We start from the raw sequence: 21,821 nt of genomic DNA, 5'->3' as shown, positions 1-21,821 counted from the left end.
TTTGCAGGTTTTGAAGTTTGGGTGGTTATAATTTTTTTTCTGACAAGCGTAAAATGTCGCCAAAAACACCTCTTGCGGTTACCGAAGCTCCTGCTCCTGCTCCTTGAATTACGATAGGTTGTTCGCTATAAGATTCGGTATAAATTTCGAAAATAGAATCCGAACCTTTTAAAGAACCTAAAGCAGAATTGGCTGGAACCGAAATTAATTTTACTTCTAATTTTCCTTTGTCTTGTTGCAAATCGCCTGATAATTCACCAATATAACGCAGAACTTCATTTGGACCTTGAGCGTCTTTGATGTTTTGGTAAATTCCGTCTAATTCTGATAAACGTTTTAAGAAATCGGTTGCACTTCCTTCGCGTAAAGCTTCTGGAATTAAGTTTTGAATTTGAATTTCTTCGAATTCGTTTTGTAAGTCTAATTCACGTGCTAAGATTAGTAGTTTTCGACCAACATCGTTTCCGTTTAAATCTTCTCTTGGATCAGGTTCGGTGAAACCTTTGTCGATAGCTTCTTTTAAAACTTCGCTGAATTTCTTGTCTTCAACTGAAAAATTATTAAACAAATAACTCAATGTTCCAGAGAAAACACCTTTAATCTTAGTAATATTTTCACCTGATAAATGCAATAATTTTATTGTATCAATTAACGGCAAACCTGCACCAACATTGGTCTCGTATAAATATTCTTTTTGATTGTCTTTTAATACTTTTCGAAGTTTTTTATAGAAATCAAAACTTACAGTATTAGCCACTTTATTTGACGAAATTAAATCGAAACTATTTTCCGCTAATGAAATATAGTTTTCAATAAAAGTCGAACTTGCGGTGTTATCAATTGCGATTAAATTTTCTAAATGATGTTCTTTAGCATAAGCGATAATATCTTCAATATTGTATTCTTGACCTTTATCTTCTAGAGTAGCTTTCCAATTTTCGCTAATTCCGAATTTATTCAACAACACTTTCTTTGAATTCGCGATAGCAAATACATTTAACTTGATTCCTTTTCGTTTTTCGATGTTTTTACCCGATTCTAAAATTTGGGAAATCAAAGTTCCTCCAACCGTTCCGTGACCAAAAATAGCAATGTTGATTTTTTTTGCTACTCCAAAAACTTCACCATGAATTACATTCAATGCACGTTTAAACTCATCTTTACTTATAACCAAACTGATATTTCTTCCTGTAACGGTATTATTCAACAAAATTGGCGTGATTTTATTTCGGATTAAAGCCGTGTATGGTTTGTGGAAATTCGTTAAATCTTGCCCAATAATCGAAATCACCGCAATGTTATCATTTACCGAAATTTTATTGACATCTTTCGTGTAGAAATCGGTTTCAAATTCTTTTTCCAAACCAACTAATGCTTTCGAAGCCTTATCAGAACTCACCACTAAACCAATTCCTCTTTCCGAAGAACCTTGTGAAATAATACTCACACTAATATCGTTTTCAGCCATCACACGGAAAATTCTTGCATCAACACCTGTTTTTCCTAACAAACCTCTTCCTTCTAAATTAATCAGCGAAACATTCGTTAAAACCGAAAGTGATTTGATACCTTCATTGGTTTGCTCAGCAGTGATTAACGTTCCTTCATTTTCAGGATTGAAAGTGTTTAAAATTCGCAATGGGATATTTTTTTCTACCAAAGGAATAATGGTTTTGGCATGTAAAATTTGCGCTCCAAAATTTGCCAACTCATTCGCTTCATTGAAAGACAATCGCTCAATTTTTTTTGCATCAACTACTAAATCGGGATTAGCAGTGAAAATTCCGTCAACGTGAGTATAATTTTGAAATTCTTCTGCGTTTAGATAATTTGCTAATAAAGAAGCTGTGTAATTACTTCCGTTTCTTCCTAAAGTGGTTGTTTCGTTGTGTAATGTCGAACCAATAAATCCCGTTACAATATTAACTTTATCCGTATTTTTTTCGAAATAATCCAAGACATTTCGCTTTGAAACAGCATCAATTGGTTGCGCATTTCCAAAATTAATATCGGTTTTTATCAATTGGCGTGCATCTGTAAATTGCGCTTTGATGCTGTTTTCGTTTAAAACATTAGCCACGTATTTGGCTGATAAAATTTCGCCATATGCAATGACTTGGTCTTTGATTTTTTCGCTGTAATCTCCTAAAAGCGAAACGCCTTCTAGTAATTTCTGTAAAACCGAAAATTCTTCTTCGAAGATGTTTTCTTTCAAGCCTTCCAATTGGTATTTTTTGAATTGCTCAAAATCCGCTTGAAAATTGATGTTGGCTTGTGCTTTTTTTAATAAAATAACCAATTCGTCTGTAGCATTTCCTCTTGCCGAAACGACTACTGCGATAGGCTCGTTATTGAAATATTTTAGAGCAATCGTTTGAATTACTTTTTGCAATCCTTCTCCGTTTGCTAATGATTTTCCTCCAAATTTTAATATTTTCATTTGATTTCTAATTAAATATAGGTTTAAGTATGTTGTTTAATTGTTCAAATTCTATCAAGAAAGCATCGTGTCCATGAATGGATTTGATTTCGTGATAAAATGCATTGTTTTTGTAAATTTTAATTTCCTGAAAAGCCGTTTTGATTTCGTTTGCCGTAAAAAAATAATCAGTATCCACACTTATTAAATGAATGTTCGATGTGATATTTTTAATGACTTCCGATTTGCTGTTGTTCTTAAAAATATCCGTAGTTTTTAATAAATGATTCATGAGTTTGTAAGCCGAAAGCTGAAATCGATTTTGCAATTTTTCTCCGTGATGCAACAACCAACTTTCTACCTGAAACAACCCTTCCGAATTTTGCAATTTGGTGTGGAATTTTTCTTGTAGTGATTCAGGTGTTCGATACAATAACATGGCATGAATTCTAGCATCGTGAATTGGATTGTTGGAATTATTCAGAATCAAATCTTGAATTAACACATTTCCAATCAACCAATCAGAAGCTTTCCAATTTGTTGCAACCGGAATTAAATTTGCAATTGCTTTTGGTCGAATAGATGCCATTTCCCAAGCAATTGCTCCGCCTAAACTTCCACCAATCACTGCAAAAAGTTGATTGACTTTAAATGAATCGATTCCTTTCCAAAATAAATTAGCGACATCGTAAGTAGTGAAATCTTGATAATTTTCAATCAAATTTTCTGCATCTTGATAACCATTTCCAGGAATATTGAAAGCTAAAACCGCATATTTTTTGGTATCGATAATTTTATCATAACCAATTAACGATTGCCACCAACCGTTTTCACCAATAACTTGCGAATTTCCAGTTAAAGCATGATTAACTACCACCAAAGGAGCCGAACCAACCGGTTGCCCGAACAATTGATAGGACAAAATTACCTTCGATTGAACTACTCCATTTTGCAATGAAACGTTTTGGAAAACTATTTTTTGAATTTTACTCATCTTTCTTTTTAAAAAAAGACTGCCATTAGATTATTCTATCGGCAGTCTTCAAACAAACAAAAACCTAAACTAAATTTTGAACTGGCAATTTTTCGAAAACACTTTGTAAATCGGCTTTCAAGTCTTCAATATCTTCTAATCCAACTGATAAACGAATTAAATCTTTCGTTACTCCGGTTGTGATTTGTTGTACTTCTGACAATTGTTGGTGCGTTGTACTTGCTGGATGAATGATTAATGATTTCGTGTCACCAATATTCGCTAACAATGAGAAAAATTGAGTCTCATCAGCTACTTTTTTAGCCGCTTCATAACCTCCTTTTAATCCAAAAGTCACGATACCACTTTGTCCTTCTGGTAAATATTGTTGCGCTAAATCGTAATATTTTGAAGAAATTAATCCTGGATAATTTACCCAAGCTACTTCTGAACGTTTTTGCAACCATTTAGCTAATTCCAAAGCATTTTCACTGTGCTTTTTGATTCGGATAGCCAATGTTTCTAATCCTTGAATAATTTGAAATGCATTGAATGGACTCAAAGAAGCGCCTAGATCGCGTAAACCTTCGATTCTAACTTTCGCAATGAATGATGCAGCACCTAACACTTCATAGTATTTTAATCCGTGATAACCTGCAGAAGGTTCTGTGAATTCTGGAAATTTCCCGTTACTCCAATCGAAATTTCCTGCATCGATGATGACACCTCCAAGCGAAGTTCCGTTTCCACCGATGTATTTTGTTAACGAATGAATTACAATGTTTGCTCCGTGTTCGATTGGGTTCAGCAAAAAGGGTGTTGCCACTGTGTTATCTACAATAAAAGGCACTTTGTAGGTTTGTGCAGCTTTTGAAATGGCTTTTAAATCGAGTACATCTAATTTTGGATTTCCTAAACTTTCAGCGAAGAACACTCGGGTATTTTCTTGTGCTGCATTTAAGAAATTTTCAGGATTTGATGGATCTACGAAGGTTGTTGTGATGCCTAATCTTGGCAAAGTCACGTTTAATAAATTATAAGTTCCACCGTATAAACTGTTAGAAGCTACGATGTGGTCGCCAGCTTTTAATAAAGTTAACAAAGCGGTTGAGATAGCTGCTGTTCCTGAAGCGGTTACGACAGCACCGATTCCGCCTTCTAATTTGGCTAATCGTTGTTCTAAGATGTCGTTTGTTGGATTATTTAATCTTGTATAAATAAAACCAGCTTCGGCTAAACCAAAAAGATTGGCTGCGTGGTCTGAGTTATTAAAAACGTATGATGTGGTTTGGTAAATTGGAACAGCTCTTGTTCCTCCATTTTTAGTTACATCGTGTCCTGCGTGTAATGCGTTTGTTGCAAATTTATTTGTGCTCATGCTATTTTAAGTATTAAGATATTTGTATTAAGTATTAAGATTTTTTTTTTCGAAGTTTGCTTTTCAGCAACACATTCGACAACATCGTCTTGGATTGTAAATGGCTATTTTCATATATTATTTGTATTATTAGAAATAAAAAAACCTCTGCTTTCGACAGAGGTTATATTGAATTAATTTACTTTTAAAATTATGCAATAGGTTTCCTCTGCGGATTGTTCCACATCATCATACACATATTGCACATTGTAAAGTTCATTTTCTATTTCTTTTAGTTTGACAAGGCAAAATTAGATTTATTTTCTACAATAAAAAAATAAATAGATTATTTTTCTAAATTTTGCTATTTAAATCTATTATTATAGAAAAAATATCTTATTGAGAAGAAAATAAAAGTTTATAAATCTAAATTATTTCAAAATCTCAAACAATTTTTAAAAATACCCTAACACTAAACACTATAACTAAGAAAGATACAAATAACAAAGCTGCTTTCAGAGGCAATTTTCCTGCTAATTTTACCGCAATTGGCGAGGCAATAACCCCACCTAGAATAAGCCCTAAAACAATATACCAATGACTCACTCCTAAAGAGGTAAAAAACACTATTGAAGCAGCAAGTGTTACAAAAAACTCAGCCAAACTAACTGTTCCTACCACATATTTAGACTTTCTTCCTTTTGCCAATAATGTTGATGTGACTATTGGTCCCCAACCTCCTCCTCCAAAAGCATCCATAAATCCTCCGGTGAATCCTAACGCACCTAAAAATTTAATTTTCTTTTTGAACTGAAACTTTTTAAAAGCAATCACGATTAATCGTATACCAATAACGAAAGTATATGCAGATAAAATCAAATAGGCTAATTTTTCATATTCATTTCCTAAATACACTAAAAATAAAGCTCCTAAAACCGCACCAATTACTCCAAAAGAAGCCAACCAAAAAAGTAATTTCTTGTTTACATTTCCAAACTTGTAATGAGAGAAACCACTTATAGCACTAGAAAACATTTCTGCAGTATGAATACCTCCACTTATGGCGGGCAATTTAACGCCTAAAATCATCATACTCGTAGCACAAGTAACCCCATAACCTAAACCCACTGCTCCATCGATTAATTGGGCAACAAAACCAATCAAAAGCATATAATAAAACTCATTTGGTACCTGACTTAGTCCATTTTGAATATCAGAAAGTGAAACTAAAGTAGAACAACCATACCCAATAAAAAACATTAGAAAAGAAGTCGCCAATGTAAAGGCCAAACGTTTATACTTCTTGGTTTCTGTGCTTTTTTGAAAACCTTCTGTCAACTTATTTAAATCGGCTAATTTTTGACTAAAATTGCCTTTATGCTTGCTTCTAAAATCGTTTAAAATCGTTAAACTATCCTCAATATTATCGGGAATTACTTCTGTAAAATATTCTCGCATTCGCTTGGCAAGAACTGGCGATTTTCCGTTGGTTGAAATAGCTATTTTTAAACTTCCTTTATTTACAATCGAGCCCAAATAAAAATCACATAAAGCTGGTTGGTCGGCCGCATTTACTTTTATCCCTTTAGATTTGGCTAATTCACGCACTGCTAAATTCACCTCTGGTTTATCTGTGGTTATGATAACAAAATCTTTATTTAACAAATCGATTTCTTCAAACGGTCTTTCGTAAAAAGTAATATTTTGATGCTTGTTACCAATTTCAACTAATTTTGGATGAAAATAGGTAGCAACAACTGTAATTCTAATTTCAGGATTTTGCCTGAGTAACGTTTCGGTTTTTTCCAAACCAACATTTCCACCACCAACAATTAGAAAATGAGCGGTTTCGGTTTTTAGAAAAACTGGAAAAAGTGTATTCGTCATAATTAGTTCTGTTTAAGAAATGAAGTGAAAAATTGAAAATCGAATTATGTTTCTATCATAATAATCCGTTCCGCTTTTTTGTTGCTGAAACCAATTCATATAACCCACTTCAAAAGCTAAATTTGGAGTAACTACATAATTCAAACCCAAATAAATCCGGTTTTGATCAAAGGTGTTTTTTACTATTTGATTCCCAATGTTTAACATTACTTCATCTTTTATTTTTAGTATAATTTTATCTGATTCATCAACTCTTAGCAATGGATAATCGAAACCCAATTGATATCGGAAACGAAAATTTGAAAAAGCATATCCCGAAGTCAATTCTCCATTTACTTGATTGTGAAAAAAGCGGACTTCCAACTGATATTTGTGGTTCATTTTTAATAAACCAAAACTTTCAAAATTTACAAAACCAACACTTGGCCGAAGTTCTGGAACCATTAAATTTGATTTAGAATTTGGATTTTGTGGACTTTGTAAAAACAAAGTCATTCCTATTAATGTCGACCAATTATTTACTAGTCTCCTTTCGATATTAGCTCTAAAAACCAATTGATGTTGTGCCACTGGATTAATAAAATGACGCTCTTGGATTTCTGAATGGAGCTTCCAATTTGGACTCAATTGCAGCGTATTATAATAGCCGTACCAAATCAATTTTTGATGTTGTATCTTTTTCTGACCATAACTATTTTGAAAAAGCAGCACCGATAAAACCAATGCTACTTTTAAATGGTTTTTAATCTTTAAAAAAGATTCTAAAAGCAAAATCTCCAAATGTTTCATCAATTAATTTGTTAGCTACATAATTTGAAAACAAGCTATCAACTTCTTCTAAAATTTGACTTTCTGTTTGTTTTTCTTTGTATAAAAAGTTCAATCTTTCTCCATATCTATCGCCTCCCAACATAAAATTATATTGTCCTGGTCCCGTTCCTATAAATCCAAGCTCTGCTACATAAGGACGACCACAACCGTTTGGACAACCTGTCATTCGTATTGAAATTTCATCCTCAGTTAAACCATGTTTTTCTAATAAAGGTTCAATTTTAGTCACTAATTCTGGCAAATAGCGTTGCGCTTCTGCCAAGGCTAACGGACATGTTGGTAGAGCCACACAAGCCATCGAACTTTTTCGAAGTGCGCTTACTTGTTTTTCAATATCGTGAGCAACCAATAAAGCTTCAACTTTTGACTTATCGTCATTACTGATTTCTCCTAAAATTAGGTTTTGATTACCCGAAAAAATAAAGTTTGAAATTTTTAATTGTGCTAATTCATATAAAAATTGCTTTTGATAAGACTTCACTACTCCATGCTCTACAAACAATGTATAAAACCATTTACCTTGATGATTTTGTTCCCAACCGAAACGATCATTTCTTTCGGAAAATTTAAATGGTTGCGCTGGCAACAAATCAAATCCGATTCTACTTTCTAATTCTTTTTTAAATCCTTCTACCGTTAATTTATCAACTGTATATTTTAGTCGAGACAATTTTCTATCCACGCGATTTCCAAAATCTCGTTGTACTGTTAAAATCTCGTAAACCGCTTTCAATGTTTTTTCTTCCGTATCGGCAAACCCAATAATACTTCCCAAGCGCGCATATGTATTCGGATTTCCATGTGTTGTAGCTAATCCACCACCGATTGCAATATTGAATCCTTTTAATACATCATTTTCAATTACAGCAATTAATCCAATATCATTTGCAAAAACATCTACATCATTGCTAGGCGGAATAGCAATAGCAATTTTAAATTTTCTTGGTAAATATCTATCTTCATACAACGGATCGGCTTCTGCAGAACGTTCATAAATTTTTTCACCATCGATAAAAACCTCATAATATGATTGCGTTTTTGGCAATAATAACGTCGAGATTTTATCTGCATATTCGTAAATCTGTTGATGTATTGGAGAAATTTGCGGATGCGAACTCACAATTACATTTCTGTTGACATCGCCACAAGCAGCAATTGAATCCAATTTTGCGGTATTGAAAGCTTGAATCGTTGGTCTTAATTGATGTTTTAACAAACCGTGTAATTGTACCGTTTGCCTTGTCGTAATTTTCAACGTTCCCGTTCCGAATTGTTCCGAAATTTCATGAGTGGCTAACCATTGTTCTGCAGAAATTACGCCGCCTGAAATTCTTAAACGAATCATAAATGAATACAATTTATCTAGTTTTTTGGCCGCTCTTTCTGCTCTTCGGTCACGGTCGTCTTGCACGTACATACCGTGAAACTTCACTAAAGTTTCGTCGTCTGGTCGTACATTTCCTGTATGATTGTCTAAATCGATACTTTCTTTTAAAGTTCCTCTAAGACCATCACTTTTGGTCTTGATATATTCTACTGCTGATAATTTTTCGCTCATTTTATTTTGCTTTAGGCATATTGCTATTTAATACACGTCTTTTTGATATTTTCCTTGATTTTCTAAGTCTTCTAAAATTTGTTTGGCTTGTTCTTCTGAGATATTTCTCTCTTGAGCAATTACGGCAACAATAGCTTGTTCCACATCTTGACTCATTGGATTTTTTTGACCGCAGATGTAAATGCTTGCTCCGTTTTCTAACCAAGAATTAAATTCTGTTGCTTTTTCACGAATTCTGTCTTGTACATAAATTTTGCGTTCTTGGTCGCGAGAAAAAGCTGTATCTAATTTGGTCAGCACACCTGTGGTTAGCCATTCTTGAATTTCGGTTTGATAATAAAAATCGTAAACAAAATGTTGTTCACCGAAAAATAACCAGTTTTTTCCTTCTGCACCAACAACATCTCTTTCTGCTAAAAAACTTCTAAAGGGTGCAATTCCAGTTCCTGGACCAATCATAATAATATCCGTTTCTTCACTTGGCAGTCGGAAATTTTGATTTTTATGAATGTAGAATTCTAGTGATTCATCTATAGGGAAATCGGCTAAAAACTCTGATGCTAAACCCGATTTTATTTCCTCATCTACTTTAAATTTATTCAGATTTACAGTTAAATGTACTTGTCCGTCATGCGCTTCCGAAGACGAAGAAATGGAATACAATCTTGGTGCAATTGGCAAAAGCAAAGCAGTCACCTCATCTAATTTTACTTTTTTAGGTTGGTATTTATGAATCACATCTAACAAATTAGCTTTCTCTTCATTGATTTCAATTTCAAACAACTTTGAAAAAGCTTCTAGTGATTTTTTAGACAAACCTCGAATATTTTTATCCGCAAGAATTGAATAATTTTCTTCATTAAAATACGTTGCAATTGCTTTGATTTCTTCTTCTTTATTTTTCGGAACAATTCCCAAAGCATCGCCAGGTTCATAACTAATTTCGTCATCCGATTCAATTTCGATATGATAGGTTTCTTTGTTTGAACCTGTATCATTCAACACCACCTTGTGACTAATTTTTCCTGAATAATTTTTCTTTCCAGAAGAAACTATTGAACTTGTTGGTTTGACTTCATTCGTAACATTTGAACCAAAATTTTGAAGCACTTTTTGTAAATCTGATTCCCAAATTGAAACCGTTTCAGCAAAATCAACATCCGCTTTTACCAAGGGTAATAAACGATTTGCTCCTTTATCTGTTAAAACTTCATCTAACAAAACCCCTGCATTACAAAATAGCGGATAAGAAGAATCTCCAAGTCCTAAAACAGCGAAAGAAACTTTGCTTAAATTCGCATTTGTAGCTTTTAAATTCTCATAAAACGCAACGGCATTCTGAGGAAATTCGCCTTCACCTTGCGTACTCATGACAAACAACACTAGAGTTTCTTTCTCAAGTTTGTTAATATCAAATTGGAACACATCAATCGCTTTAGCTTGAATTTTATTCTTTTTGAAATTCGCTAATAAACTAGAAGCTACTTTTTTAGAATTTCCTGTTTCAGTTCCGTAAATAATTAACGGTTTTACAGTAACTGCAATTGGGTTTTCAATAGTTGGAACCGCATTTTTAATCAGATTTTTATCTAAAAACCCAGCTAAATAGCCTTTTGTCCAAATAATTTCTTCTGTTGATGCACTTTGCACCAATTGTTGTAATAGTGATAGTTTAGTTTCAGATAGCATTTTGGTAAATATTTTTATGATTATCGAAATAGGATTCAGATGAATTTTTCTCGGCAAACCAAGCAAAATCATGATGCAAATTCACTACTTTACCGATGATTAATAAAGTGGGAACATACTCGAATTCTGGTAAAGATTTACTTTGTATTTCTTCAAAAGAAAACACACTTGTTTTTTGATTTGGAGTTGTTGCTTGTTGCACTACAGCAATTCCTTTGGATGTATCAATTCCGAAATTTAAAAGCTGTTTTGTCAGCACATCTAATCGTTGACCGCTCATATAAAAAACCAAAGTATCTTCTGTTGTTGCCCAATCTTGCCATTGATTTTGCTTCACGGTGCTTAAATCATACAAGGTTAAAAAACGCACTCCTCTTGAATATTCTCTAGCTGTTAAAGGAATTCCTGTGTAAGAAGCCGCACCAAAAGCAGCTGAAATTCCCGGGATAATTTCATACGGAATATTATTGCTTTTCACTGCATGTAATTCATCTAATACATTAGAAAAGAGAGTAGCATCACCTCCTTTTAACCTTAACACTAGTTTATCTTGCAATGCAAACTCAACAATAAGTTCGTTAATATCTTTTTGAGGTGTCCAAATTCCTTTAGAGCATTGTTTGCCAACATAAATTACTTCCGCATCTTTGCGCGCATACTCTTCAATTAATTCAGGCGAAACCAATCTATCGGTTAAAACTACATCTGCTGTTTGCAAATATTTTAGTGCTTTCAGACTTATTAAATCGGGATCCCCTGGACCTGCTCCTGCTAAAATCACCTTTCCTTTTTTTGCTATTTGTATCATTGTATTTTTTTTGAAATTAGGCATAGAAATGGCTCCTCCGTGTTTAAATCGGAGTGAAATCTCTACAATAAATTACTGATTTTTAGAACAATCCTTCTATGGAAAGATATCGTTCTCCGGTATCGTAATTAAAGGTTAACACTACAGCATCATCAGGTAATGAGGCTACTTTTTTTGCTACTGCTGCCAGAGATGCTCCTGTGGAAATTCCTACTAAAATCCCTTCTTGTTTGGCAATATTTCTGGTGTATTCGAAGGATTCTTCTTTTGAAACTTGAATCACCTCATCGATTAAATTTCCGTGATAATTTTCGGGAATAAATCCAGCACCAATTCCTTGAAGCGGATGTGGTGAAGGACTTCCTCCACTCAAAACCGGTGATAATTCTGGTTCCACTGCAATTACTTTTACATTTGGAAATTTAGCCTTAACAACTGCAGCTACTCCAGAAATATGCCCACCAGTTCCTACACCAGTAATAATATAATCTAATCCATTTGGAAAATCGGCTAAAATTTCTTGAGCAGTTGTTTTTTGATGCACTTCAACATTTGCTGGATTTTTAAACTGTGAAGGCGACCATGCATTTGGTGTTTGAGAAACTAATTCCGCAGCTCTTTCAATGGCACCTTTCATACCTTTTTCACGAGGTGTTAAATCGAATTCGGCACCGTAAATCTCCATTAATTTTCTACGTTCTACACTCATCGATTCGGGCATTACTAAAATTACTTTATAGCCTTTCACAGCTGCTACTAATGCCAATCCAATTCCGGTGTTTCCAGAAGTTGGTTCAATAATCACGCTGTTTGAATTTAGTAATCCTTTTGCTTCAGCATCTTCAATCATTGCTAAGGCAATTCTGTCCTTTATACTGTTTCCTGGATTCGTGCGTTCTAATTTTATAAATACATTTTTATTAGCTCCGAAAAGCTTATTTATTTTTACAACTGGTGTATTTCCAATGGTTTCTAAGATATTATTTACTTTCATCTTACTAAGTTTTATTTTTTTAAATACTAAAATCGATAATGTTGTTGTACTCTATTTTTGTTTTCACGATGATTTCACTTTTATGATACACTAGCGACTGTGCAGGAATGGATTCGGTTATCCATACATTTCCGCCAATTATGGCTCCTTTTCCAATAGTTGTATTTCCTCCTAAAATTGTGGCATTGGCATAAATTATTACATCATCTTCAATCGTAGGATGTCTTTTTTCTTTTGCTTTCTCTTTACTAACACTTAATGCTCCAAGTGTTACACCTTGATAAATTTTAACATTGCTTCCTATTTTTGCTGTCTCACCAATTACAATTCCAGTTCCATGATCGATAAAGAAACACTTTCCAATATTGGCTCCAGGATGAATATCAATACCTGTTTTACTGTGTGCCAATTCTGAAAGTACTCTTGGCAAAATATTCACTTTATGCACCCATAAATTATTTGCAATTCGATAAACGAAAATGGCAAAAAAACCAGGATAAGCTAGAAGCACTTCGGCTCTTGATTTTGCAGCTGGATCAAAATCTAAAATTGCTTCTAAATCGGACAACAAATCGGAATGAATTGCAACTAAACTCTCGTAAAATCTATTTGTAAAATCTATTTCCGAAACAACTTCTGATTGCTTTAACAATGTTTGTAACTCATTTCTTAAAATCAATTCCTTTTCTTGAAACGTGTCATAGTCCAAACATTCTTCTTGTGTGCAAAACAACCATGCAAATAGATTTTCCAACCAATTTTCTGCTTTGGTTTTATCAAGAAAGTTTCGCTTTTCTTTTAAATTTCTTTGGAATAACAGTTCGCAATTGAAATTGGATTGATTCATATTCTTTTAATTTTCTAAAAACATTAAAGCGCCCACCGTATTAAATGTGGTTTCATCAATTAGAATAGCATTTCCAGATTTTGCATTTTTATCAAAAGCATCAAAAAACAAGGGTTGATTAGTTTTTAAAGTTATCTGAGCAATATCGTTTAATTTGATTTCTTCTGTTGGTGTGAATTGCCATTCATTAATATTCCATTTTTGATTTATCGATTGAATTTTTACTCTTACATTTTTAAATCGATGCTGTAGCAAATAGGTTTTCCCTAATTGAAGTTGGGCATTATCTAACCAAGAAATCCAAGTATTAATTTGATTGGATTCAGGTGGTAATTGATTTGATAATACAATTGTATCTCCTCGGCTGACATCAATATTATTATCAAAATGCAACACCACGTTATCTCCTGCTTTTGCTACATTGATTGTTTCTAAATTGTTTTCGATTTTTACAATTTTAGTTGTTATTCTTGCGGGTAAAATGGTTATCTCATCACCTACTTTGTAACTTCCGCTTAAAACTAAACCAGCATAACCTCGATAATCGTGATTTACTTCATCTTTTGGACGAATGACCCATTGCACCTGAAAACGAGATTCTAGATTTAATGTTGTTTCAATTTCTATATCTTCTAATGTTTCTAACAATGCTTTTCCTTGGTACCAAGACGTATTTTCAGATTTTGTTACGATATTATCTCCAACCAAAGCACTCACTGGTATGTAACTAATTTCGTTATAATTTAATTCTGATTTAATAGCCTCAAAATCAGCTTTAATTTGATTGAAAACCGCTTCAGAGTAGTTTAGTAAATCAATTTTATTCACTGCAATAATTACTTTCTTAAGTCCCATTAACGAGCCAATACTTGCATGTCGCTTGGTTTGTTCTGTAATCCCTTTTCTAGCATCGACAAGAATAATAATCAAATCAGAATTGGAAGCTCCCGTAATCATATTTCTCGTGTATTGTTCATGTCCTGGAGCATCCGCTATAATGAATTTTCTCTTTTTAGTAGAAAAGTATTTGTAAGCCACGTCAATTGTAATCCCTTGTTCACGTTCGGCACGAAGTCCATCGGTGATTAATGACAAATCGATATCAACACCTTCTTGTTTCGTTTGTTTTTGTAAAACCCCTAATTGATCCGTATGAATACTATCAGAATCATATAAAAGACGTCCGATTAAAGTACTTTTGCCATCGTCTACATTTCCTGCTGTTATAAATCTTAATGTGTTCATGTGTTTTTTGTTTCAAGTTTAAAAATATCCTTGTTTTTTTCTGTCTTCCATGGCTGCTTCTGAGAGTTGATCATCTAAACGAGTTTGTCCTCTTTCACTTATTCTAGTTTGAATAATATCATCAATAATGTCTTGAATAGTTGCTGCTTCGGAAGGAACTGCTGCCGTACATGTCATATCACCAACCGTTCTGTATCGTACTTTTTCAATTACCACTTCATCATCTTCTAAAGGTTGAATAAATTTGGATGTTGCTACCAATTTATCTTGATGAACAATACATTCTCTATCATGTGCAAAGTATAAACTTGGTAATTCAATGTTATATTTTTGAATGTAATTCCAAACATCTAATTCAGTCCAATTACTTATTGGAAAAACCCGAACATTATGTCCTTTTTGCACTTTTCCGTTTAAAATATCCCATAATTCGGGGCGCTGTAATTTTGGATCCCATTGTCCAAAATCATCCCTAACCGAAAAAATGCGTTCTTTGGCTCTTGCTTTTTCTTCATCTCTTCTTGCTCCACCTATACAAGCATCAAATTGATTTTCTTCAATCGCATCCAAAAGAGCATAGGTTTGTAATGCATTTCTAGATGGAAAACGACCTACCGTTTCTTGTAAATTGTATTTTTTAATACTATCTTCTACCGAAGCAACAATTAGTTTTTCACCAATTTTATTAGCTAAGTAATCTCTAAATTCAATTGCTTCAGGAAAATTATGTCCGGTATCAATATGCACTAAAGGAAACGGAAATTTTCCTGGTCGAAATGCTTTTAATGCTAAGTGCACCAAAACAATGGAATCTTTACCTCCGGAAAATAGTAATGCTGGTTTTTCAAATTGCGCCGCAGTTTCTCTAAGGATATAAATCGCTTCGTTTTCTAATTGTTCTAAATATTGATTTGTTATTGCCATTTTATTATTTTTCGGTTAGTAATTTATCTGTGTAAGCCACATTCTTTTTTTGTTTTATCTTCCCACCACCAACGTCCTGATCTAAAATCTTCCCCTGGTTTTAACGCTCTGGTACATGGAGCACAACCAATACTTACAAAGTTTTCATCGTGAAGCGTGTTGTATGGAACTCCAAATTTTTTTAAATACGTTACCACATCTTCTGTTGACCAATTGAGTAATGGATTGTATTTGTACAACTGCCTTTCTTCATCCCATTCTATTTTTTTTAAAGTATTTCTATTTTCCGATTGTTCTGCTCGTAAACCTGTAATCCAAATCTTAGCGCCTTTTAAAGCTCTTCCCAACGGCGCTACTTTTCTAATAAAACAACACTCTTTTCTTAATTCTATAGTATTATAAAAGGCATTAATTCCATTTTCATTTACGTAGTTTTCTACTTTTTCAGTATTGGGATAATAAGCTTTTATTTTTTTATTGTATTGAAGTAATGTTTTATCCCAAACCGCATAGGTTTCCGCAAAAAATCGTCCCGTGTCTAATGTAAATACTTCTATATTGTTTAAATTTTGAGAAAAAATTTCATGCGATATTACTTGATCTTCTATCCCAAAACTGGTCGAAAAAACTATCTTTTCATTAAAATTGTTAGCTAAAAAATCAAGTTCAAGCTCTAGATTATTAGTGGTTTCTAAAAACTTTATAAGCTTTGTATTCATAAATTTATTTTGAGATTAGACATAAAAAAACCTCTGCTTTCGACAGAGGTTATATTGAATTAATTTACTTTTAAAATTATGCAACAGGTTTCCTCTGCGGATTATTCCACATCATCATACACATATTGCACATTGTAAAGTTCATTTTCTTTTCTTTTAATTTGACAGGGCAAAATTAGATTTATTTTCTACAATAAAAAAATAAATAGATTATTTTTCTAAATTTTGTTGTTTAAATTAAATAAAATAGATTTATTTTAATTAAAAATGAATTATTAATGGAAAAATAATCTATAAAAAAGACGGTTTCATAATTCTTCAATTAATAAACTATAAAAAAAAGTGAACAACTATTTGGAATTCAATTTCATTTCATACATTTGCAAACGAAAACAAAGAGGAAAAATTTGAACTGATTGCAACCTCATTAAAAAAATGCTAAAGCAGTATTACTACTCCTTTACGCAATCTCTGCAATTATTTTTCCTCGCTAAATTTTAAAAAATAATTTATTATGGCTTATTTATTTACGTCAGAATCAGTGAGTGAAGGACATCCTGACAAAGTTGCGGATCAAATTTCAGACGCATTAATTGATAACTTTTTAGCATTTGACCCTGAGTCAAAAGTAGCTTGTGAAACATTAGTTACAACAGGTCAGGTAATTTTAGCTGGAGAAGTAAAATCAAACACTTATTTAGATGTACAAACTATCGCAAGAGATGTAATCAAGAAAATTGGTTACACGAAAAGCGAATATATGTTCGAAGCTAATTCTTGCGGAGTTTTATCTGCTATTCACGAACAATCTGCCGATATTAATCAAGGAGTTGACAGAGCAAGTAAAGAAGAGCAAGGCGCTGGTGACCAAGGAATGATGTTTGGTTATGCTACAAACGAAACTGCTGAGTTCATGCCGTTAGCATTGAAATTGTCTCATCAACTATTACAAGATTTAGCGGATTTAAGAAGAGAAAACAACGAAATCACTTACTTACGTCCAGACGCTAAATCTCAAGTTACTTTAGAATATTCTGATGATAACAAACCGGTTCGTATTGATGCTATTGTAGTTTCAACTCAACACGATGATTTTGCTGATGAACCAACGATGTTAGCAAAAATCAAAAAAGACATTATTGAAATTTTGATTCCAAGAGTAATTGCTAAAAATCCTCAATATGCTCATTTATTCAATGATGCAATTAAATACCACATTAACCCAACAGGAAAATTCGTAATTGGAGGACCTCACGGCGACACTGGTTTAACAGGTAGAAAAATTATCGTTGATACTTACGGTGGAAAAGGAGCTCACGGTGGTGGTGCATTCTCTGGAAAAGACCCATCAAAAGTAGACCGTTCTGCCGCTTATGCGACACGTCATATTGCTAAAAACATAGTGGCTGCTGGTGTAGCCGATGAAATCTTAGTACAAGTTTCTTATGCGATTGGAGTTGCTGAGCCAACATCAATCAACGTAAATACTTACGGAACTGCAAAAGTGAACTTAACAGACGGAGAAATCAGCAAAGTAGTGGAAAGCATTTTTGATATGCGTCCTTACTTTATTGAACAACGTTTAAAATTAAGAAATCCAATCTACAGCGAAACGGCTGCTTACGGACATATGGGAAGAACTCCTGAAACTGTAACTAAAACGTTTACAGCTCCAGGTGGTGAATCTAAAACATTAACAGTAGAATTGTTTACTTGGGAAAAATTAGATTTTGTTGACAAAGTAAAAGATGCATTTAAGATTTAATCATCTATAATTAATAAAAAAAGCCTGATTTTAATAAAAATCAGGCTTTTTTGTTACAAATCAAGTCTTTATAAGTTATATTTTAAACTCAGAATTACAAACCTTGGCTGCACTCTATAGCTTGAAAAACTACTCGTTCCTCCTAATTGACTAAAACTATTGGTATCTAACGATTTAGTATCTAATAAATTGGTTCCTGAAAGTTTCCATTCCCATTTGCTATTTTTCTTTTGATACATTAAACTTGCTGTTAAAAAATCATATTCACTATCAATTGTTTTGGCTTTATTTCTGTTGTGAAAATAAGAATATTCCGAAACGAAAGAAAATGCATCTAAGAAATAATATTCTAATGTTAAAGTAGGACTGTCTACATAAATCACATCTGAAAAGTTATCGTTAATTGTAAAATTATATCCTAAAGTTAAATTAGGTAATGTTTTATAATTCGTTGAAAAACTTAAGCTATAATTTTGAGCAATTGATTCAGTTGTTTGAATTTCAGAAGGATTGTTATCTGGATTAGTATCAGTATCTGGAAAAACAAGAATGTTGTTAAATTTAGACCAATTTGCTCCTACTCTTAAATTTGCTTTGTAATATTTTGCAAAGGAACGACCATAATTACCAATAGCAGAAAAAGTTTCTTCTGGAAAAGAAGAATTGATATTAACTGATGACGAAACTTGATTTACATCAAACAATAACGCTCTGTTTTTAATAGCTTCTAATTGTCTGGTATAAGTAATATTAGCAAAAATATTCTCAAAATTAAACATGTTGTATTTAAAATAACGCAATGAATGTACTTGAGATGTTGAATTTTGTAAAAATCTATTTCCGCTAAATAAACTGTTGTAATTTGAAAACACATAACCTTGTGCCAACTTATTAATATCGGTAAAATTGTTGGTTAACGAATAATTATAAGTTAATGTTTCCGATTTTTTAATTTGCCACAAAGCGTAAACATCAGGCAAAAATCTAGTGAATGATTGCTTGTTTGATGTTCCAAGTTGCTCATCATTCATATTGTATTGATGCACACTAAAACCAGGATTAAATGTAAATTTTCCTAACATGAATTTATAATGAACACCTAAAAACACATCGTTAAAAGCATAATTCACATCATTAATTTCTGAGCTATCCGTTAAATTATTTTGCGTTCTATTTTCCAAAATTTGGAATATAGAAGAATCAAAATTTTGATACGAATAGGTATTACCTAAAGTTAAATTGATATTACTTTTTGGAGTCAACATATAATAATAATCAAACTTTGAATCAAGTTTATTCGTTTGCACAAATCTTTTTTGAGAAACATCGTCTCTAATATTTGCCTGATCAATTGGATCTAATGGATTTCCTTCTGTTATATATGAAGGCAATAAAGCTCCAAATGGCAATACACTTAAATTAGCATTATAAAACGGATCTTCTTTTTGATACAAGTGTTGCATTTCAAAAGCAAATACATGTTTTTCATTTAAAGTGTAATAATAATTTAGATTTTGATTGATTGAAAATGGATTTTGATCTTTTCCTGTATAAATATCAGAAAGCCTGTCAGAAAACAGACTTGTATTTTCTTTTTGATCTGAAAGTTTAATTAACGCATCGTAATCGAAATGTGCTTTTGCTGATGGCACATAACTCGAGCTTAATTTAAATAATAATTGTTTGCTGTCTTGACGGGTAAATTCTTCTCGGTTTTCTGTTATGGTTTGAGAAGAACCATCTGGTAAATTATCTGTACGATTTGAAATAGTTGTAGTTTCAATTTCGGTTTTATTTCCTAATAAAATTCCAAAACCACTCAAAGTCCATGCTTTTGAAGGATTAAAACTAAAGTTAGCCGCTCCAAAAGTAGATTCAATATTAGCTGCTTGATTGTTACGAAGTCCCATAATTCCCAAGTCATTAGAAGCTACATTAAAAGAAGAACCACCTTTACGCATCATGTTTTTGAAACCACCCGTAAACTTGAAATAATCTTGAGCTGTTAATGGTAATTCACCAATATTATTCACATTAGCAATTACATTTAAACTGTATTTCGGACTATAGAAAAACAACTTCGGATTTACAATAAATCGGGTATCTTCCATTCCAACACCAATTCCTGCCATCATATCTCCGAACCAAAAATTCTTTTTCCCTTCTTTAAGTTTGATATTAATAGCTATACTTTCTTCATTATTTTCTAATCCTTTTAAATTAGAAACCTCGTTATAATTACGTAAAACTTGAATTTTATCTAAAGCGTCCGCTGGAATATTTTTGGTAGCTAACTTCGTGTCACCATCAAAGAAATCTTTTCCTTCCACCATTACTTTTTGAACCTTCTTACCTTCTACCTCAATTTCACCATCTTTATTTACTTCAACTCCTGGAAGCTTTTTCAATACATCTTCCAACTTTCGTTCTGTGCCATTAGTGAACGAATCTGAATTATAAATAATGGTATCGCCCGAAACACTCACTGGCATTTCATGTACGATTTCCACCTCGTTTAACTGAGTTCCTTCTTTTAAAACCACTGGATAATTCATTGTAGTTGTTCCAGTTGTAACCGATTTTTCAAACGTTTGAAAACCAATATAACTTACTTTAAGTGTATAAGCTGTGCTCGCTTTTAAATTTAAGATAAATTTTCCAGTTTCGTTTGTAATAGCATAAGCATCCATGGCTTTTGTTTGTTGGTTAATCGCCATAATATTAGCCATTTCCAAACCTATTCCTGTAGTATCTTTAACAGTTCCTTCAAAACGTATATTTTGAGAAAAGGCACTTGTAGTAAGTGCCATTATAAGGATAAAAAATATTTTTTTCATGTGATTTTTTTGAAAATTAACGTCCGCCACCCATTCTAAATCCACCTCGTTGACCGCCTGGACCTGAATTCATTTCACGCATTTCTTCCATTTTCTTTTTCACGGTTTCGTCGTATTCTTTTTGAGTTACTACTTTCCCTTTTGAAGCTGGTTTTATTTCAACTTTTTCTTTAGAATTTAAAACTATTTTAGAACATAAAAGTACTGTTTTACCATCGTTAACTTCTAAGATTAAACCAGGTAAACCCCAATAATTTTCTGGTCCTTGATTCACAGGAATTTCAGGACAATACCAAGCGGTAATCGTATTTTCTTTTGGCATTTCCCAATCATCTGTAAAATTTGTTTTTTTAGCTTTTGTAGTATCTTTTACCGTTTCAGCTTTTTTATCTCCTTCTTTTTCGTTGTTTCTATTTCTGAATCTAAAATTTCTAAAATCAGACTCGCTAACTTTTACAACAGCTGTTGCTTTAAAACAAGTATAATTACCAATTTGTTTTGATTCGCCTTCTAATTTCCAATCGTATTTAGGTAACGAATCTTTAATCAAAAACTCTTTCCCAAAAAACTCTTTATCTACAATAAATTGTTTGTCTTTTGCATTTTTATAATGAATTCCACCGCCGCCCATCATAGACATCATCATTCTTCCACCGCCTTGTTGTCCTGGTGCATCTAATTTTTCCTCTTCTTTGTAAATAGAAGCCGTTTTATCGAAATTTAAAATAAACGTTTTCTCAAACATTTTTTTCATACGCTCTTCTATTTGTTTTTGCATTTCGGGAGTGATCTCTCTGTTTCCAGCCATTCCTTTCATAAAATCGGCTGTACTGGTTTTAGATTCGTAAACCGCCATTCCTTGGAAATTCTGAGCATTTAGTAACCCAGAAATCATAAAAATCGAAGCAATAATAATTTTTTTCATTCTTTTCAGATGTTTTAGCTATATATATATAGACTACAAATAG

General features: G+C 32.8%; 16 protein-coding genes. 1 reads left to right on the top strand and 15 read right to left on the bottom strand.

Features of this window, described 5'->3' with window-relative positions; genetic code table 11:
- Positions 1–25 precede the first annotated feature (25 nt).
- From thrA to GFJ94_RS05985, 13 genes are all read right to left on the bottom strand, one after another.
- Positions 26–2,440 (bottom strand): bifunctional aspartate kinase/homoserine dehydrogenase I, encoded by a 2,415-nt coding sequence (gene thrA, locus GFJ94_RS06045; RefSeq protein WP_153200672.1) that lies wholly within the window; start codon positions 2,438–2,440, stop codon positions 26–28.
- Positions 2,441–2,447: 7 nt separating this feature from the next.
- Entirely contained in the window at positions 2,448–3,413 is a 966-nt protein-coding gene (locus tag GFJ94_RS06040; protein ID WP_153200671.1) for an alpha/beta fold hydrolase, read from the bottom strand.
- Positions 3,414–3,477: 64 nt separating this feature from the next.
- Complete coding sequence (locus GFJ94_RS06035) at positions 3,478–4,770, bottom strand: O-acetylhomoserine aminocarboxypropyltransferase/cysteine synthase family protein (protein ID WP_153200670.1); 1,293 nt, start codon at positions 4,768–4,770, stop codon at positions 3,478–3,480.
- 423 nt (positions 4,771–5,193) lie between these two features.
- The gene (locus tag GFJ94_RS06030; RefSeq protein ID WP_153200669.1) at positions 5,194–6,636 is read right to left on the bottom strand and encodes a TSUP family transporter; all 1,443 of its coding nucleotides are present in this window, start codon (positions 6,634–6,636) and stop codon (positions 5,194–5,196) included.
- 12 nt (positions 6,637–6,648) lie between these two features.
- Complete coding sequence (locus GFJ94_RS06025) at positions 6,649–7,425, bottom strand: DUF2490 domain-containing protein (protein ID WP_153200668.1); 777 nt, start codon at positions 7,423–7,425, stop codon at positions 6,649–6,651.
- Positions 7,379–9,025, bottom strand: a complete 1,647-nt coding sequence (locus tag GFJ94_RS06020; RefSeq protein ID WP_153200667.1) for an NADPH-dependent assimilatory sulfite reductase hemoprotein subunit — start codon at positions 9,023–9,025, stop codon at positions 7,379–7,381. The genes GFJ94_RS06025 and GFJ94_RS06020 overlap by 47 nt, the downstream gene beginning before the upstream one ends.
- Positions 9,026–9,052: 27 nt before the next feature.
- Positions 9,053–10,714: a sulfite reductase flavoprotein subunit alpha gene (locus GFJ94_RS06015; protein WP_162523803.1), complete on the bottom strand. Its 1,662-nt coding sequence runs from the start codon at positions 10,712–10,714 to the stop codon at positions 9,053–9,055.
- On the bottom strand, positions 10,704–11,522 hold the full coding sequence (cobA, locus tag GFJ94_RS06010; protein ID WP_153200665.1) for a uroporphyrinogen-III C-methyltransferase: 819 nt from the start codon (positions 11,520–11,522) through the stop codon (positions 10,704–10,706). The genes GFJ94_RS06015 and cobA overlap by 11 nt, the downstream gene beginning before the upstream one ends.
- 82 nt (positions 11,523–11,604) lie before the next feature.
- Positions 11,605–12,516 carry a cysteine synthase A gene (gene cysK / locus GFJ94_RS06005; RefSeq protein WP_153200664.1) on the bottom strand — a complete coding sequence of 304 codons (912 nt, stop codon included), beginning with the start codon at positions 12,514–12,516 and terminating at the stop codon, positions 11,605–11,607.
- A gap of 19 nt (positions 12,517–12,535) precedes the next feature.
- Complete coding sequence (gene epsC / locus GFJ94_RS06000; protein WP_153200663.1) at positions 12,536–13,363, bottom strand: serine O-acetyltransferase EpsC; 828 nt, start codon at positions 13,361–13,363, stop codon at positions 12,536–12,538.
- A gap of 6 nt (positions 13,364–13,369) precedes the next feature.
- Positions 13,370–14,608 carry a sulfate adenylyltransferase subunit 1 gene (locus GFJ94_RS05995; RefSeq protein WP_153200662.1) on the bottom strand — a complete coding sequence of 413 codons (1,239 nt, stop codon included), beginning with the start codon at positions 14,606–14,608 and terminating at the stop codon, positions 13,370–13,372.
- Positions 14,609–14,626: 18 nt separating this feature from the next.
- Positions 14,627–15,532: a sulfate adenylyltransferase subunit CysD gene (cysD, locus tag GFJ94_RS05990; RefSeq protein WP_153200661.1), complete on the bottom strand. Its 906-nt coding sequence runs from the start codon at positions 15,530–15,532 to the stop codon at positions 14,627–14,629.
- Positions 15,533–15,555: 23 nt separating this feature from the next.
- A complete protein-coding gene (locus GFJ94_RS05985; RefSeq protein ID WP_153200660.1) occupies positions 15,556–16,251 on the bottom strand; it encodes a phosphoadenylyl-sulfate reductase in 696 nt (231 codons plus the stop codon).
- A 514-nt stretch (positions 16,252–16,765) separates the two neighbouring features.
- On the opposite strand from GFJ94_RS05985, the gene metK reads away from it, so the two are divergent.
- A complete protein-coding gene (metK, locus tag GFJ94_RS05980) occupies positions 16,766–18,016 on the top strand; it encodes a methionine adenosyltransferase (protein WP_153200659.1) in 1,251 nt (416 codons plus the stop codon).
- A 68-nt stretch (positions 18,017–18,084) separates the two neighbouring features.
- On the opposite strand, the gene GFJ94_RS05975 is transcribed toward metK, so the two are convergent.
- A complete protein-coding gene (locus GFJ94_RS05975; RefSeq protein WP_162523802.1) occupies positions 18,085–20,853 on the bottom strand; it encodes a carboxypeptidase-like regulatory domain-containing protein in 2,769 nt (922 codons plus the stop codon).
- 16 nt (positions 20,854–20,869) lie between these two features.
- Positions 20,870–21,778 carry a GLPGLI family protein gene (locus GFJ94_RS05970; protein ID WP_153200658.1) on the bottom strand — a complete coding sequence of 303 codons (909 nt, stop codon included), beginning with the start codon at positions 21,776–21,778 and terminating at the stop codon, positions 20,870–20,872.
- Positions 21,779–21,821 lie beyond the last annotated feature (43 nt).

This window comes from Flavobacterium sp. LMO8 (genome assembly GCF_009495755.1).
In the GTDB taxonomy this organism is placed as follows: Bacteria; Bacteroidota; Bacteroidia; order Flavobacteriales; family Flavobacteriaceae; genus Flavobacterium.
This window is presented reverse-complemented; position numbering and strand designations above follow the sequence as displayed.

Coding starts and splice junctions, on each gene's coding strand:
- GFJ94_RS06030 (WP_153200669.1), bottom strand. CDS start 6,636: ATGACGAATACACTTTTTCCAGTTTTTCTAAAAACCGAAACCGCTCAT.
- epsC (WP_153200663.1), bottom strand. CDS start 13,363: ATGAATCAATCCAATTTCAATTGCGAACTGTTATTCCAAAGAAATTTA.
- GFJ94_RS05985 (WP_153200660.1), bottom strand. CDS start 16,251: ATGAATACAAAGCTTATAAAGTTTTTAGAAACCACTAATAATCTAGAG.
- GFJ94_RS06020 (WP_153200667.1), bottom strand. CDS start 9,025: ATGAGCGAAAAATTATCAGCAGTAGAATATATCAAGACCAAAAGTGAT.
- cysD (WP_153200661.1), bottom strand. CDS start 15,532: ATGGCAATAACAAATCAATATTTAGAACAATTAGAAAACGAAGCGATT.
- GFJ94_RS06040 (WP_153200671.1), bottom strand. CDS start 3,413: ATGAGTAAAATTCAAAAAATAGTTTTCCAAAACGTTTCATTGCAAAAT.
- GFJ94_RS05995 (WP_153200662.1), bottom strand. CDS start 14,608: ATGAACACATTAAGATTTATAACAGCAGGAAATGTAGACGATGGCAAA.
- GFJ94_RS06035 (WP_153200670.1), bottom strand. CDS start 4,770: ATGAGCACAAATAAATTTGCAACAAACGCATTACACGCAGGACACGAT.
- cysK (WP_153200664.1), bottom strand. CDS start 12,516: ATGAAAGTAAATAATATCTTAGAAACCATTGGAAATACACCAGTTGTA.
- GFJ94_RS05975 (WP_162523802.1), bottom strand. CDS start 20,853: ATGAAAAAAATATTTTTTATCCTTATAATGGCACTTACTACAAGTGCC.
- cobA (WP_153200665.1), bottom strand. CDS start 11,522: ATGATACAAATAGCAAAAAAAGGAAAGGTGATTTTAGCAGGAGCAGGT.
- GFJ94_RS06025 (WP_153200668.1), bottom strand. CDS start 7,425: ATGAAACATTTGGAGATTTTGCTTTTAGAATCTTTTTTAAAGATTAAA.
- GFJ94_RS06015 (WP_162523803.1), bottom strand. CDS start 10,714: ATGCTATCTGAAACTAAACTATCACTATTACAACAATTGGTGCAAAGT.
- GFJ94_RS05970 (WP_153200658.1), bottom strand. CDS start 21,778: ATGAAAAAAATTATTATTGCTTCGATTTTTATGATTTCTGGGTTACTA.
- metK (WP_153200659.1), top strand. CDS start 16,766: ATGGCTTATTTATTTACGTCAGAATCAGTGAGTGAAGGACATCCTGAC.
- thrA (WP_153200672.1), bottom strand. CDS start 2,440: ATGAAAATATTAAAATTTGGAGGAAAATCATTAGCAAACGGAGAAGGA.